The organism is Microcystis aeruginosa NIES-843 (genome assembly GCF_000010625.1).
In the GTDB taxonomy this organism is placed as follows: Bacteria; Cyanobacteriota; Cyanobacteriia; order Cyanobacteriales; family Microcystaceae; genus Microcystis; species Microcystis aeruginosa.
Genome location: NC_010296.1, coordinates 3,655,316 through 3,670,127 on the forward strand (window position 1 = coordinate 3,655,316; position 14,812 = coordinate 3,670,127).

General features: G+C 40.2%; 11 protein-coding genes and 1 pseudogene. 8 read left to right on the top strand and 4 right to left on the bottom strand.

What is annotated here, in order from left to right; all coding sequences use genetic code 11:
• Positions 1-344: 344 nt before the first annotated feature.
• Both MAE_RS17225 and lepA read right to left on the bottom strand, forming a co-directional pair.
• Complete coding sequence (locus MAE_RS17225; RefSeq protein WP_012266710.1) at positions 345-1,523, bottom strand: AAA family ATPase; 1,179 nt, start codon at positions 1,521-1,523, stop codon at positions 345-347.
• A 56-nt stretch (positions 1,524-1,579) separates the two neighbouring features.
• A complete protein-coding gene (gene lepA, locus MAE_RS17230) occupies positions 1,580-3,391 on the bottom strand; it encodes a translation elongation factor 4 (RefSeq protein WP_002762209.1) in 1,812 nt (603 codons plus the stop codon).
• 333 nt (positions 3,392-3,724) lie between these two features.
• Here lepA and MAE_RS17235 point away from each other — a divergent pair, with 333 nt between their 5' ends.
• From MAE_RS17235 to MAE_RS17265, 7 genes and pseudogenes are all read left to right on the top strand, one after another.
• The gene (locus MAE_RS17235; protein ID WP_002762207.1) at positions 3,725-3,955 is read left to right on the top strand and encodes a type II toxin-antitoxin system CcdA family antitoxin; all 231 of its coding nucleotides are present in this window, start codon (positions 3,725-3,727) and stop codon (positions 3,953-3,955) included.
• Positions 3,956-4,166: 211 nt separating this feature from the next.
• Positions 4,167-5,933, top strand: a complete 1,767-nt coding sequence (locus MAE_RS17240) for an N-6 DNA methylase (protein ID WP_012266711.1) — start codon at positions 4,167-4,169, stop codon at positions 5,931-5,933.
• Entirely contained in the window at positions 5,930-6,652 is a 723-nt protein-coding gene (locus MAE_RS17245) for a restriction endonuclease subunit S (RefSeq protein ID WP_002762203.1), read from the top strand. Before MAE_RS17240 ends, MAE_RS17245 begins: the two co-directional genes overlap by 4 nt.
• 228 nt (positions 6,653-6,880) lie before the next feature.
• On the top strand, positions 6,881-7,201 hold the full coding sequence (locus MAE_RS17250) for a hypothetical protein (RefSeq protein WP_012266712.1): 321 nt from the start codon (positions 6,881-6,883) through the stop codon (positions 7,199-7,201).
• Positions 7,198-7,773: a hypothetical protein gene (locus MAE_RS17255; protein ID WP_012266713.1), complete on the top strand. Its 576-nt coding sequence runs from the start codon at positions 7,198-7,200 to the stop codon at positions 7,771-7,773. The genes MAE_RS17250 and MAE_RS17255 overlap by 4 nt, the downstream gene beginning before the upstream one ends.
• Positions 7,774-7,881: 108 nt before the next feature.
• Positions 7,882-8,739 (top strand): IS5-like element ISMae4 family transposase, encoded by an 858-nt coding sequence (locus MAE_RS17260; RefSeq protein ID WP_012266714.1) that lies wholly within the window; start codon positions 7,882-7,884, stop codon positions 8,737-8,739.
• 237 nt (positions 8,740-8,976) lie between these two features.
• A pseudogene (locus tag MAE_RS17265) lies at positions 8,977-11,316 on the top strand (GUN4 domain-containing protein); the annotation flags it as partial.
• A gap of 134 nt (positions 11,317-11,450) precedes the next feature.
• Here MAE_RS17265 and MAE_RS33855 read toward each other — a convergent pair.
• Together MAE_RS33855 and MAE_RS17270 are read right to left on the bottom strand one after the other, a co-directional pair.
• Positions 11,451-11,600, bottom strand: a complete 150-nt coding sequence (locus MAE_RS33855) for a hypothetical protein (protein ID WP_162467768.1) — start codon at positions 11,598-11,600, stop codon at positions 11,451-11,453.
• 105 nt (positions 11,601-11,705) lie between these two features.
• Positions 11,706-12,350 carry a DUF3782 domain-containing protein gene (locus MAE_RS17270; RefSeq protein WP_041804184.1) on the bottom strand — a complete coding sequence of 215 codons (645 nt, stop codon included), beginning with the start codon at positions 12,348-12,350 and terminating at the stop codon, positions 11,706-11,708.
• A gap of 472 nt (positions 12,351-12,822) precedes the next feature.
• Between MAE_RS17270 and MAE_RS17280 the strand changes: the two genes are divergently transcribed.
• Complete coding sequence (locus MAE_RS17280; RefSeq protein ID WP_012266718.1) at positions 12,823-14,787, top strand: BRCT domain-containing protein; 1,965 nt, start codon at positions 12,823-12,825, stop codon at positions 14,785-14,787.
• Positions 14,788-14,812 lie beyond the last annotated feature (25 nt).

A 14,812-nucleotide genomic window follows, 5' to 3' on the forward strand; every position in this document is an offset into this window, starting at 1 on the left:
TGCTAACTGAAGAGACTAAAGGCACTTTTGGGATTGTTTTTCTGGAGTTACCATTATACTACAATACTACAAAAATCTGCCGACCTAGAAATTTATAGGACAAAAGCCTTGTCATAGTCTTGTATTCTCAATCAGCTATTAGTCAGGAGACGATGCCAGATCAGCTTATATTTCATCCTTGGCAGAAGCACCACAGATCAATTTATCGGAAATTTTGGCGAATATTATCACAAAAATTAATAAATTTCTGAAAGGTTTTTAAGTGTTCGGTTTTATCGATACGCTGTATTATAAAGCTTTTTTTCGGTACTTCTTCCTTCAACTAAAAAATAAATATTCATCGATTAACTAATTCCTTGGGGAAATTCTTCTAAGACATTGATAAGATCAATAAAGGCTTTTTGTCGAGTTTTAGAAATATGAAAATCAGCTGCATTGTGTACCTGAATTACTCCTCCTTTACGAGTGACTATTTTCCAATAGGCAGGACTGATATTATTAATTATATAGGGATGATGACTGGTAATAATAAACTGTAAATCTCGATAATTAACTAATAAATCTTCTGTTAAAGTGTCCAAACAGTTAACCCCCAAACTATTTTCAAATTCATCGATTAATATAACGCTCCCATCAGGAGATAATTCGATCGTTGCTAAGAACATCAGGCTTTTTATCATTCCAGAGGAGATATTTGGTTCTACAATCCAGACATGAGAGTTTTTTTCTTTTATTTGTACGCGAGGTGGCTCTTCAAGTAAAACAATTCTATTTGATGAAACAATCAGATCACCTAGTTTCAATGGTTCTAAAAATTCTATTTTTAAATCTTCAACTTGAGGAAAAATATCTAAAAACTTTCTCTTTATTATCTCGAACGTATCGGGATATTTTTGATATGTGATCAGTAGTTTGTCAGAAATAGGAAGTTGACTCGATTGTAATTCAGAGAGAGAGTTATATTTGGCATATTCGTCGTTTTCCAAGATTTTATCAACTGCTGAATATGAGATATTAAACTCAAGTGGATTGAAAATCATTTTGTTAAATTCCTGTCGAACAGGGAAAACATCTTCTTCTTGATTGAAAAGCTCTATACAGCTTAAATAAGATGGTAGTTTTGGTGTCTTTGAATGTTTAAACTCAATTACCTCTTGATTTCTTGCGATCAAAACCTCTTGATCTTTTAAAAGAGTTTCACTAATTATACTAACCCTATTTTCGCCGTCATTACCATTGACTTCATCTTCTTCAATCTTGATGAGAGAACGAGCTTTTCTAACCTCAAATTCACCCAACCAATGATAACGAACATGATCATTGGTTAAAAGTTCTACATCCCATTTGACTCCATTTATAGACTCACCGTTAGCGATTCTTTTTAAATTACTAATAGCCTTTAAAATCGAGGTTTTTCCTGCACCTGAGATACCAACTAATAAATTCAAATCTGGAAAAAATTTGCAAGAATCTATACTTAATCCAGAGGATAAATCTTGATAGGATAATCTCAAAAGTTTCATAATAATTCCCCACTGCCAAAACTAAAAAGGGTGAGGATTAACTCACCCTCTAGACTTTACTGAGGATCGAGTTTTAGGACTGCCATAAATGCCTCCTGGGGTACATCAACAGTTCCGATCGCTTTCATCCGTTTCTTCCCTTTTGCTTGCTTGTCTAACAGCTTTTTCTTGCGGCTAATATCACCACCATAACACTTAGCTAAGACATCCTTTCTTAAAGCGGGAATATGTTCACTAGCGATAATTTTAGAACCAATAGCTGCTTGAATGGGAACCTTAAATTGATGCCGGGGAATTAACTCTTTTAACTTTTCAGTTAAAGCGCGACCAACATAATAAGCTTTATCCCGGTGAACGATCATCGCTAAAGCATCAACGGGATCACCATTGACCATAATATCTAATTTAACTAGCTCATTTTCCCGATAGCCAATTAATTGATATTCCATACTAGCATAACCGCGCGATCGAGATTTTAATTGATCAAAAAAGTCTGTCACCACTTCCGCTAAAGGTAACTCATAAATCAAAGCGGTGCGAGTTTTAGTAAAATAACGCATATCCTTGAAAACTCCCCGACGACTTTGACATAATTCCATCAAAGCGCCTACATAGGTTTCCGGAGTAATCATTTCCACTTGGATATAAGGTTCCTCAATTTTTTCCCGTTTTTGTGGGGAAGGTAACAAACTAGGATTATCCACCTCGACAATTTCGCCATCGGTGGTAGTGACCTGATAAACTACCGAGGGAGCAGTGGTAATTAAATCTAAGTTATATTCCCTTTCTAGTCTTTCCTGGACGATTTCCATGTGTAGCAGTCCCAAGAAACCGCAACGGAAACCAAAACCCATGGCACTAGAAGTTTCCGGTTCGTAGGATAGAGCTGCATCGTTTAATTTTAACTTTTCCAGCGCATCTTTGAGATCGGCGTACTGATCAGCATCGGTGGGGAATAATCCGCAGAAAACCATCGGTTTTGCTTCTGTATAACCGGGTAAAGGCTCTTGTGCTGGTTTAGCGGTTAGAGTAATCGTATCACCCACCCGGGCATCAGCGACGGTTTTAATCGCGGCTGCCAGATAACCCACTTCTCCCGCGTGCAGTTCATTTACCTGTACCTGTTGCGGTGATAAAATTCCCAATTCATCGATCACAAATTCTTTACCAGAAGCCATAAAACGAATTTTATCGCCCTTTTTCACCCGACCATCCATGACGCGGAAATAGACAATTACTCCTCGATAAGCGTCGTAATAACTATCAAAAATTAAAGCTCGGAAGGGTTCTTCGAGGGTATCTTGGGGAGGGGGAACTAATTGGACGATCGACTCTAGAATATCATTAATACCGATCCCAGCCTTAGCCGAGGCCCGAATCGCCTCACTACAGTCTAAACCCACCACTTCCTCGATTTCCGCCGCGACTCGTTCCGGTTCGGCACTGGGTAGGTCGATTTTATTTAAAACTGGGATAATTTCGAGGTTATTTTCCAGTGCTAGGTAAACATTGGCTAAAGTTTGCGCCTCTACTCCTTGGGACGCATCCACAACTAATAAAGCTCCCTCGCACGCCGCTAGAGACCGAGAAACCTCGTAGGAAAAATCCACATGGCCGGGGGTATCAATCAGATTAAGAACGTATTTTTGACCATCCTTAGCGGTATAATCCATGCGTGCCGCCTGTAACTTGATGGTGATACCTCGTTCCCGTTCCAAGTCCATATTATCGAGAAATTGTTCTTTCATCTCCCGTTGGGCTACGGTTCCCGTAATTTGCAGGAGGCGATCGGCGAGAGTTGATTTACCATGATCGATATGAGCGATGATGGAAAAATTGCGAATGCGAGAAACGGGAACGTCAGTCATCGTGGTTCACTGTTGGCAAAAGTCAGGGGTTTATAAAATTTTAGATTCCTTAATTCATTGTAGAGGTAAAGTCTCTAAGGCTGGAGCAAAAGCGAAAAGTAAAAGGTAAAAAAAGCTAAACTGCAAGTATAGTCAGGGTTTTGGCCTTGGCTTCCCCTCTCGGCATCCACAGGAAACTATGGTAGGCTTGATTATGGGGACAAAATCAGGGAAAGAGCAATGGCTAAGGAAAAGCTCTATGATTTGTCCAAATCGGATTACTATAGATAAACTCTTGGATGAGAATCCTCGACTGACGGGTAGAATGATAGATAGCAATCATTAATAGAGCTTATGAACGACAATGCTACACCGACTCAGCGCACGGCGGAGAAAGTTGAAATCGCTATTCACCTTGACTCGGAAGTTTTAGAACAGATTAAACACCTGACTAACGATCCTAGTCGCATTATCGAAACAGCGATTAAACAGTGGCTAAGAGGAGAGAAACAACCGGATGAGGACTTAACCCGTCATCTTCGACGCAATCCCCCCGTACCACCCAAAGGGGAATGGAATGACTAAGATTTTTCAGTCTCTAATAGGTTATTTCCCGACGGAGAGACTGAAATATTTTCTTAGGTCAACCATTGATGGTAATTGAGATTTTTCCCCAACTAAGCTGGTTAATAGTAGTATTGCCTGTAACAGCAACGCAACGGTTTAAGCTATTTACCTACTGCTCTGGTTTGCAGTAGGCTTAGTTGTCGTGTAACCCATAGGTGTATAGATTATTATGCCGTTGAATAAACAGGCTATCTTAGATGACATTTTTCGCAAAGCACCACCGTTGAACTCTGAGGACGACTGTGCTGAGAATGTTGTTATTCCTTTCATAATGAGGCTTGGTTACGACAGGAACCAGATACGTCGAAAAGTCTCAATCACTGGAACTTCAGGACATAGATTTAGAAAGCAAGCTGATATCGTTGTTTATATTGGGGAACGTCCGGCTCTTGTGGTTGAAACCAAGCGTATTCAGCATCGATTGAGCGAGGAGGATGTTAACCAAGCGCTTTCCTATGCTCAACTTCTTGAACCATCTACACCAATTGCAGTTCTGACTAATGGACGTGATTGGGAGATTTATTATTTGGATAGAGACGATATTGGCGGATTAGAATCCGTTCCTGAACCGCAAGAGCTTGAAAGCACAATACTTACTGTCTCTAGCAATGTAGTTCAATTGGAAAAGCGACAAGCTGCTGAGCGACTTTTAGTAACTATTGAAAATAAAGGTGACTTAGAAATAGCATTTAGGGAATGTCGAAAAGAGTTAGCTAAAGAAGGACTCATTGCCGAGTCTGCATTTGATGAGCTAACTAAAATTCTCACTTGTAAGTTTAACGAAGAGAAAAGAGATGCTGAAGGCCTTGCACCCAATCGCTTTACATCTTCCTGGCTTCTTGGCAGTGGACCTCTAGCTGCTTTACAGCAAATGTTTACTGACGCAAAACAGACTTTTAATGTATTCCCTACGGGAACTCAAATTCAAATTAGAAGCAACGAAACTGTTGAAAAAATTGTTCGTGAATTAGAGCCTTTTGGTCTTTATGGTTTTAAGACACCACTTGGCTTGGCTGGAGCAGGAGGAGATGTAGTTGGTTCTGTTTATGAGGCCTTTCTTACTGGAACACTCCGAGGGGACTTAGGACAGTATTTAACCCCAAGACAATTAGTTGAGTTCATGGTTGAGATAGCTGATATAAAAATTGGAGAAAAAGTCCTTGATTTATCATGCGGAAGTGGTGGCTTTCTTATTAGAGCGTTTATTAATGTCCGCAAAAAAATTCGATTTCTTGATTCTAGCCAAGATGAAAAAGATCATTTAGTTAGTAATCTTGTCACGAATAATCTATGGGGAATTGAGATAAATCCTCGGTTAGCCACTTTATGTCGAATAAATATGATTTTACATGGTGATGGCTATGAACATATTTATACAGGAGATTCAATTAGAGAAGATGTTTTTGAGAATACAGATGGACGCAGAACTGATTTTTTAAATATTGAGCAAAATAACGCAGCAATGTTTGATGTAATTCTCATTAATCCCCCGTTCAATATACCCTATGAAGATTCTGCTACTTTAAACCGGTATTATCTAGGACGAGGTAAAGCTGCTCAAGGTTCAGACTATTTGGTTCTTGAGAGAGCAATTCGACTATTAAAGCCTGAAACTGGACGTTTGCTAGTTATTTTGCCCCATGGTGTTGCCAGCGGAGTTTCCGAGACTGAAGTTCGCAACTTTGTGAAATCTCGTACACATATTCATGGTTGTATAAGCTTACCTGTCGGATCATTTAAGCCGTTTGGGGGGTCTAATGCTAGAACCTGTGTTTTGTATCTCAAGAAGACTACTGGAGACAATAAAAAGCGTTTTTTAGCACAAGCAGAACACGTTGGCTATGACATTACCTCAAAATATTATAGAGAAACTGATCTCAATGATTTACCTGTTATCGCGGAAGCCTATCATAGAGTAAAACTAGAATTGCAATGACTATCGAGTTAATTAAACCAGACCCTTTAATATTAACAATCACTGAAGAATCAGCCCGTAGTATCGATACAGTTGATGCTGGTGCAGCTTATACACAATATTTGCATGAGCAAATAGGTGAGTTTGAACAGCAGCCTTTAGGAAACTTTGTAGATGTTGTATCAAGAAGCGTTAATCCACGCTCTAGTAGATATGCTGGTCAAATATTTGAATATATAGATTTACGAGAAGTAGATGATATTTATGGCTATATATTAACTCTTAAACTTAATCAAGGAAATGAGATTGGAAGTACAAAACATCGCTTTCAAAAGAATGACATTCTCTTCGCCAAGATCATGCCCAGCTTGGCCAACAAAAAGATTGCGCTAGTAACTCAAGATGTAACTAACGCAGTAGCTTCAACTGAATTTATTGTTTTGCGAAAAAAATCACAAGCCGAGATTAATCTTTATTACCTTTTTCGGGCTTTACGTTCTGATCATTTTACCCGACAAGCGACAGCAAACGTTACTGGTGCAACGGGGCGACAGAGAATTAGCCCGTCTAGATTACTAGAATTACAAATAATTGTTCCCCCAGAAGAGATTCAAACACAAATTGGAGATGCTGTCGAACAAGAGTTTACGCTAAGGACATTGGCGGCAGAACAATCAAAGAAAGCTGATGACTTAGCTCAGCTTGTACTTGGTAATCTAACTCTTAGAACCGACAGCTAGAAAGCGCGGAAGGTAGGTTGGGTTGACGACTGTTACCCAACACCCCATCCAATAACCAGGCAAAATCATTTATAATTATTTGATAATAGGACATTGGTTGGGTTTCGTGCTAAATTCGTTGAGTATAGGCTACATATCAGGACAAGCAAAAGGGGGAATAGATAATCAGTTTTTAATAAACGGATTTAGGATCATTTTCCTTGGGTACTGACAGGAGGAACAAAACTGATGCAGATAGAAATTCAAGGAGCCGATGCTATCAAAGTTGCTCAGGATATCGTCGAGATGGAAGGGGTGCAAGGCAGCTACGAAGTTATCTCCGAAGTGCAGAAAGAGGGAACCCTTGCTACCATCGCCACCATCATCGGCATTATTAGCGGAACAATCGCCATCGCTGAGAAATTGTACCAATTAAAGCGAAAAATTGACTCTCCTGAAACCCCGAAAATCGGACGAGTGTTAATTGTCAGCCAAAACGGCGATCGTCTGCTGCTCAAAGATGCTACCCTAGAGCAACTACAAAAACTCTTAGAACAAGAAAAATCATGAGGATACTGCATATTGATCTTCAGGAGAGGGGTAGCAATAGCGTTGAGTTCCGATTTTTCTGGGATAACCCCAACCAGACTCGTACCTACACAAGATGCTTGAGTGAAATAGACCACCTAAGTAAAAAGGCCGACACCGATTACTATACCCGTTTACCAGAAGACCACGCCAGAACAGGACAAGGTTTGTACCGATGGTTAGATGGTACGGAGCGCATTCTACAGAACGAATTAGAGAGCCACCGGGGAGAGAAAATAGTTCTGGCTATCAGCACCAGCAAAAGATTAGTCCATCTACCCTGGGAACTCCTACACGATGGTCAGGGTTTTTTGGTAGAGAAAAGACCTGCCATTATTCCCGTGCGGTGGTTTTCCAATAATAGACCGAATCAGATTGTCAGTCCGCCGCCAAACCGTCCCCTCAACTTGCTCTTTATGGCTACCTCTCCGCTAGGCGTTGAACCCGTCTTAGATTACGAAGCAGAAGAGGGGCAAATTTTAGGAGCCACCCAGCGCAATCCGGTGAACTTGAGAGTAGAAGAAAGTGGTTGTTTAAATAGACCTCTTGCATAATTTTTTTATGGTATAATATAAGGTTTTGCTTTTTTCTCAATTCTTAGATTGAAGTGGAAAAAAGAATAAAATGTGATCTTAGGTCAGGAAATCATCTATAATTTTGCTATGTTTATTAGCAAAATTATGGATTATCAAAACTTATCAGATGAACAATTCAAACGCCGTTTCGGTGTGTATAAACAAACCTATAGAAAGATGGTAGAATCAGTAAAAAGTGTTGAAGCCGACTCTAATTCACCATCTAAAAGGGGACCGAAACCTAAACTATCTATAGAAGAACAAGTTTTAGTAACGTTAGAATATTGGCGAGAATATAGAACATATTTTCACATTGGTACAAGCTGGGAACTATCAGAATCAACTATATGTCGGATTGTAAATAAGACGGAAAAAATGCTTTTACAATCGGGAAACTTCCGTTTAAAAGGAAAAAAAGCTTTACTCAATCAAGCAGAGATACCGGTCATAACGGTAATGGATGTAACGGAAACTCCCATTGAACGCCCCCAAAAGAAACAGAAAGATTTTTTTTCGGGTAAAAGAGGTTATCATACTTTAAAATCCCAATTAGTAGCTGATCAAAATACAAAGGAAATTATCTGTGTCTTTTGTGGGAAAGGTAGAGGTCATGATTTTAGTTTATTTAAAAAAAGTCGAGTTCGTTTTCATCCTTTAACTACCAGCATAGAAGACAGTGGTTATCAGGGAATAGCTGCATACCATAGTAATAGTTATACACCGAAAAAGAAATCGAAAAATAGAAAATTAACAGAGTTAGAAAAAGAGTATAACAAGGCTTTAGCCAAAGAAAGGATTATCATTGAACCTATAAATAGGAAACTCAAAATCTTTAAAATCTTATCCTGTAAATATCGGAATCGTCGTCGAAGATATAGTTTAAGAGTTAACTTGTTGGCGGCTATTTATAACTGTGAGTTAGGGATAGGTATAGCAGCTTCTTAAAAGTTGCCTAAAGATTAATCAAGTCAAGGAGAATTTATTCTCAATTTTTATAATTGAGATAGTTTGTGCCGCTTAAATAAAGAGGTTTTGATAACCAAATTAAAGCAGCTCTAAAGAGTTTTGAGTTAAAAGTTAAACTTCAAGTTTTCATTCAGGACAAATGTACTGATTAACTAATTTTTTGGGGAAAATTAGTTAACCCATCATTATAACATATAATTAATTTGCAAGAGTTCTAATGAGTTAGGCTATGTAGTTCGGGAATATGACCAAGGCTACTTTGATGTCTTTCACTTAACAGGTCATGCAACTCATCAGGACGGAAAACCCTGCTTTCTCACCGAGGATGAGTATGGCAACCAGGTTGATAGCGACACCAATGCCATTTATGATGCGATCAATCGTTCTTCTTTACCGCCTTTAATTTTCCTCTCTGGTTGCCGTACAGGTTATGCTCCTGACAGCGCAGTTCCCTCCATGGCGGAAGAATTTTTGCACTTGGGGGCAAAAGCTGTTTTGGGTTGGGGAGAAAGGGTTCTAGATACGGATGCAGCAGTGGCAGCGAAGGAATTGTACGGACATTTATCCCAAGGGGAAACGGTAATTGAGGCCCTATCTGCTACCTATAGAGCCTTAATTGACCAGCAAGCAAGGGATTGGCATAAACTGCGCTTATATGTAGGAAACACTCTACCTCAAGCCCTAGTAACTCCCTTAAGGACACCGCAACGCACACAACTGCCAAAACCGACAATTACCAGAGAATTTAGAGATGATGAAAATCGGCTTAGGGTGGTCAAAAGGGAAGAGTTTGTCGGTCGTCGTCGCCAGTTACAGAATTGTTTGCGAACGCTGAAAACGGATTGGGAAAAGGTTGGGGTACTAATTCATGGTATGGGAGGATGGGGAAAAAGTAGTATCGCCTCTCGACTGTGGGAGAGATTGCCTGAATCGGAAAAGCTTCTCTGGTGGCGACAAATTGATGAAGTTTATTTGATAAGAAAGTTAAAAGATAAACTCATCAATCCTAAAACTAGAGAACTTATTGCTGATTTAGAAAACAATCAAATTGAACTTAAATCTCGATTATCTTACCTATTCATTCGGTTAGCTGAATTGGGAGAAAAACCGTTTCTTCTGATTCTTGATGACTTTGAATGGAATCTTGAACCCCGTGACGGTCGCTACATTCTTAAGGCTCCAGTCGCCCCGATTTTAGCAGCATTAGTCACGGCAATCCAAGAAACGGGAACTGACCATCGGATTCTGATTACTTGTCGCTACGAGTTCGATTCTGATTTATTAGAGGCTTTTTTCTTGCAGGGATTAGAACCATTTAGAAAAGCCGAACTGACTAAAAAACTCGCTCGTCTAGCCAATTTTACCCCGGATCAACTTCCTGAACCTCTCAGGGAAAGGGCGTTGAATTTAGCCGATGGAAATCCTCGATTACTAGAATTTCTCAATAATGATGTTTTAGATAGAGAAGATGCAGAAGCTCAATTAGCTGAACTAGAAAATAGTCCCGATTTGTGGAAAGATAAAATTATTTGGCAGGAACTGTACCAGCTTATCGATCAGCCATTACAGCAGGTTCTTAGTCATTGTTTAATCTATGAGATACCCGTCCCGATGGTAGCTTTAAAAGCTGTTTGTAGCTCCATTTCTAATTACCAAGGACAATTAAAACGGGGGTTAGATTTGGGGCTGATTGAGATTAGTTCTGAAGTTCAAGAAGAGGATCGAGTTTATCGTGTCTCTCGAATTTTACCTAATATTATTTCCTCTGTCCAACATCCGGTCGCAACAGAGGTTTATTCATTATCTAGGAAAGCTCATGATAAATTATATGAATTATGGGGAAATAAAGAGAACAAAAACGAGGAAAGATGGGCAGAGATTTTTCGTCTAGCTTTTGCAGAGATAGAAAACCCTGAAAGGTTTAGGGAACAATTCGATAAGATGATCTCGGTACAATATCACAAAGAGGCTGATCGCGCCTACGAAAAAGAACTGAGAAAATCAAGGGAATATCTCATAAAAAACCAAGGGCAAATCTATCAAAAACTAGAGAAGTACCTAGAGCAAAAGGATTGGAAAAAAGCCGACTACGAAACCGCTTTCATTATGTATCAGTGGATGGTTATAGAAAATTTTGATAAGATATATGATCTTTTTAAAGAAGTATCGCTAGAGGTAATTAATGAGATTGACCGTCTCTGGATGCACTACAGCGAAAGGAAATTTGGCATTAAAGGACAGGCCAAAATTTACCGTGACCTTGGGGGGAAAGAAGAATATAATCGGGAAGTATGGGGTAGTTTTGGCGATTACATAGGTTGGAAACAAGGAGAACGATGGTTTAATTTGGGCAATATGGAAGTAGCATATCGTACTCCAGAAACCCATTATAATCACTTCCCCGTACTAATGTACTGCCGAGGAGATTTGCGTTATTGGGACATTTGGGGTGAGGTTTACTGGGGTTTTTATGGGAGGCTGGCTTATCCTGGGATGAATCCTAGGGGTATTGGATCTCTTCTCTCGCGTCAAGACTTAAAGGACTGTAGCATATAGGGTTACAAGATTTTGTGAACAATTATTAACGAGTAATTTTCCACGAAGCCATGCGGGTTCTGGGTTTTCGATACCTGTCACCGAGGGGTCAGCCACTCGCCCGATGTTTTTGTAGTATGGTTCCTACTAGAAAGTTATGGGTGAGAAAATCTTTGTGTTCTTTGTGCCTTTGTGGTTCTTTCTTGCGCTTTTTGGTAATCTTCACTGCAAATCATCCCATGTAGAATTTCTGGCAATTTATCGATTAAATTTCTGGCTTTTTGTTTAATGTTTTTTATTTCCATAATGGTTTCCAAAATGACTCCTGACAGTTTACATTATCAACTATTCATTATTAATTAAAAGGGCGATCGCAAAATTACGCCTTCTTAAAAAAGAGATGAAACACCTTAAGCAAAACCCAAAGGTTGAAACTGAGTATCATTGATAATTTTAACCGTTTCCCCCGACTGCTTAATCACAAACAAACCGCGCCGATAGGCATAGACATCTATCCCCTGATCAATTTCAATGCCTGCCACTGCCCCATAAACCCGAAACTCTCGAAATTGGGGGAAAGCAACCTTAAATCGCTGTAATCGGCTGACAAAATCATCTACATCATCCCTCGACAGTCGAGATTTACATTCCACAGCCACCAACTCGCTCCCATTCACCGCCACAATATCAATCTCCATTGCCGCCCCAGAACGCTTACTTTTCAAGCGACTCATCGTTTGGGTGACATCAATGCCCCGTTCCTGAAATAAACGCACAACCGCAGGCTCTACCATTTCTTCAACGAATCTGCCCCAGCGTGTTGTTAGGTTATTAACAGCTTTGGTCGTTTCTTGTACCTGTTTTTTTAATTCTTCCATCGTGCGATTAGCTTCCTCTCTGCGGCGATCAGCTTCGGCACTGCGGCGATCAGCTTCGGCACTGCGGCGATCGGCTTCGGCACTGCGGCGATCAGCTTCCTTTTGAAACTCGGCAAATTGGGCCTCAGTTCTTTCAAATAACTTGTAAATATCGGCGATCGTTACAGCGTCTGACATAGGAAGATTCTTCAAGCTTGAGGAGTCTAGTCCCATTCTAGCGACTTGGCCCAGAAAAAATGTCCCTAGCTTCTCATCCGTGTTTTTTCAATCAATTATTGACTATCAACTAATCAGCGATCGCAGTTCAAGGGGAAGGGGTCAAAGGTCAAAAGGCGATCGCGTTTTTAATGGATAATAGGCAATTGACAATGGATAATTATCAACCATAGCTCCTGCGGCCATGGGCTACTATTTTAATCATCAGGAAGAAATCAACCTGGAAATCACCCAAGAATGGGATCAGGTACAAATTAGCATAACGCGAATAGCTAAATCACCTTTTTACAACGGGAGGAAAGAAGTGACTTTTTCCCCGCCCTTCCCCCGAATGCACCCCGTAACTGATATAAGTAGAGATGTAGGTCTATAACCAAAATTGCCGCATCAGTTCGGTTAGGTGACTGTTTTTCGCTTGTCTAGGAGGGTAGATATGCTCAACGAATTAATTTATGAAGGATTAGGTTTAAGTGCTGTTTTCGGAGGACTATTCCTCTGGTCGCGCTCTGGTCTCGTCAGCAAAAATACCGCCCTTTTAGCCGCACAAGCGCAATTACAGCAAAGTAGCTCAGATTTGTTGGCTCAAGTCAAGGGTTTAGACGTGGCGCAATCAGAGTTAAAAGACGAAAATCAGCAGCTGCACGCCAAAATAATTCACATAGAACAACATTCCGCCCAATTACAGCACAAAGCTACGGATTTAGAAAATTCTCTCCAGTCCCTCCAGCAAGCTGTCCATATAGGTGAGGGTGAAATCGAACACCTGAAAACCACCGCTAAGGAAATAGAAGCGGAGAAAGCTGGTCTGATGGAGCAATTAGAGGGAGAAAAAGCCCAAATTACTAGCCTAGAGGCACAGATTCAAACTTTAGAGCAGCAAAAAGGTGAAATTAACCGTCAATTTGATTTGACCAAAAAACAGACCACCTCTCTCTATAGTCAAATTCAGACCCTAGAACAGGATAAAACTCTCTTACAGCAAGAGCTAGAAAAAGCCGAGGAATTAAGGGCAAAAGTGGCCGATTTAGAGTATAAAAACCAAGAATTAAGCGATTTAGCCGCTCAAATTCCCAGCTTGCAAGGTCAAATTCAAACCTTAGAACAGAATCTGGCTCACCAAACAGAACATTATGAGCGAGGACAGCAAGAAATAGCCAGCTTACAGGGTCAAATTACCGGGTTAGAACAGGAAAAAAAGTCTCTCAGCGAAGATTTAGCCGCAAGTCAAACTCGATCGCTCTCTTTAGGCCAAGAATGCGACAATTTAACTATAAAACTCCAAGAAACCGTCGCTCAAGTGACAGCCATAACCGCCGAAAAGGACAGTCTCGGTGCTCATCTCGAAGCAGCTAAACTGGAGTTACAAGCTTTAGCGGCCCAGAAAGGGGAATTATCGGCAGAATTAAGCACTGCTGCCGAAAAAATTGCTAATTTAGAAGGGCAATTACAGGAATTAACCCAGTTACCGCAACAATTGGCCGATTCTCAGGCAACAATTGCTAATTTAGAAGGGCAATTACAGGAATTAACCCAGTTACCGCAACAATTGGCTGATTCTCAGGCAAAAATTGCTGATTTAGAAGGGCAATTACAGGAATTAACCCAGTTACCGCAACAATTGGCTGATTCTCAGGCAACAATTGCTAATTTAGAAGGGCAATTACAGGAATTAACCCAGTTACCGCAACAGCTAGAAACCTATCGGGAAAACATTTCTAATTTAGAGATTCAACTACACCAGTTAAGTTCCGAAAAAGACCAATTAGAAACCACAACTTCCCGTCATATCGAGGAATTAAGCCAACAAAATCGCCAACTAACTCAAGATTTAGAAGCCCAAAAAACGGTAGCTAAAGCTTTAGATAAGGAAAAAATTAAGTTTGAGGGTGAGTTAGCAACTAAGCAAAAAGAAATCGCCGCTTTAGTGGTTAAAATTCAAAACCTACAACAAGAAAGAGACGATTTCTCTCGACAAACTGCTCCCATTATTACTAATGAACCAGAAGCAATTATTAGTGAAACTCCTGTAGTAGAAGAGCCGGAAACCACCCCGGTGATTGCCGAGGAAACTCCGGTAGTAGCAGCAGAAAAAATCCTGGTTGCCGATACGAGTTTAGAAGTGCAACCCGCAGCGGAGATAGTCCAAACGAGTCAAGAATCCGCCGAAAATACCCTAAGGGGAAAAAGCGTAGTTATACTAGGAACCTTCAGCAAAATCAGTCGCGAGAAAGCGAAATCATTGATTATTAATGTCGGTGGTACTGTTACCAGTTCCCCCAGTGCGAACACTGATTATATTCTCCTCGGTAAAGCCCCCGGTGAGAAACTCAAAAAGGCTCAAAAATTAGGCATAAAAACCCTTTCAGAAGCCCAATTTCTGCAAATGGTAGAATCCTAAAACAGTTATCAGTTATCAGTTATCA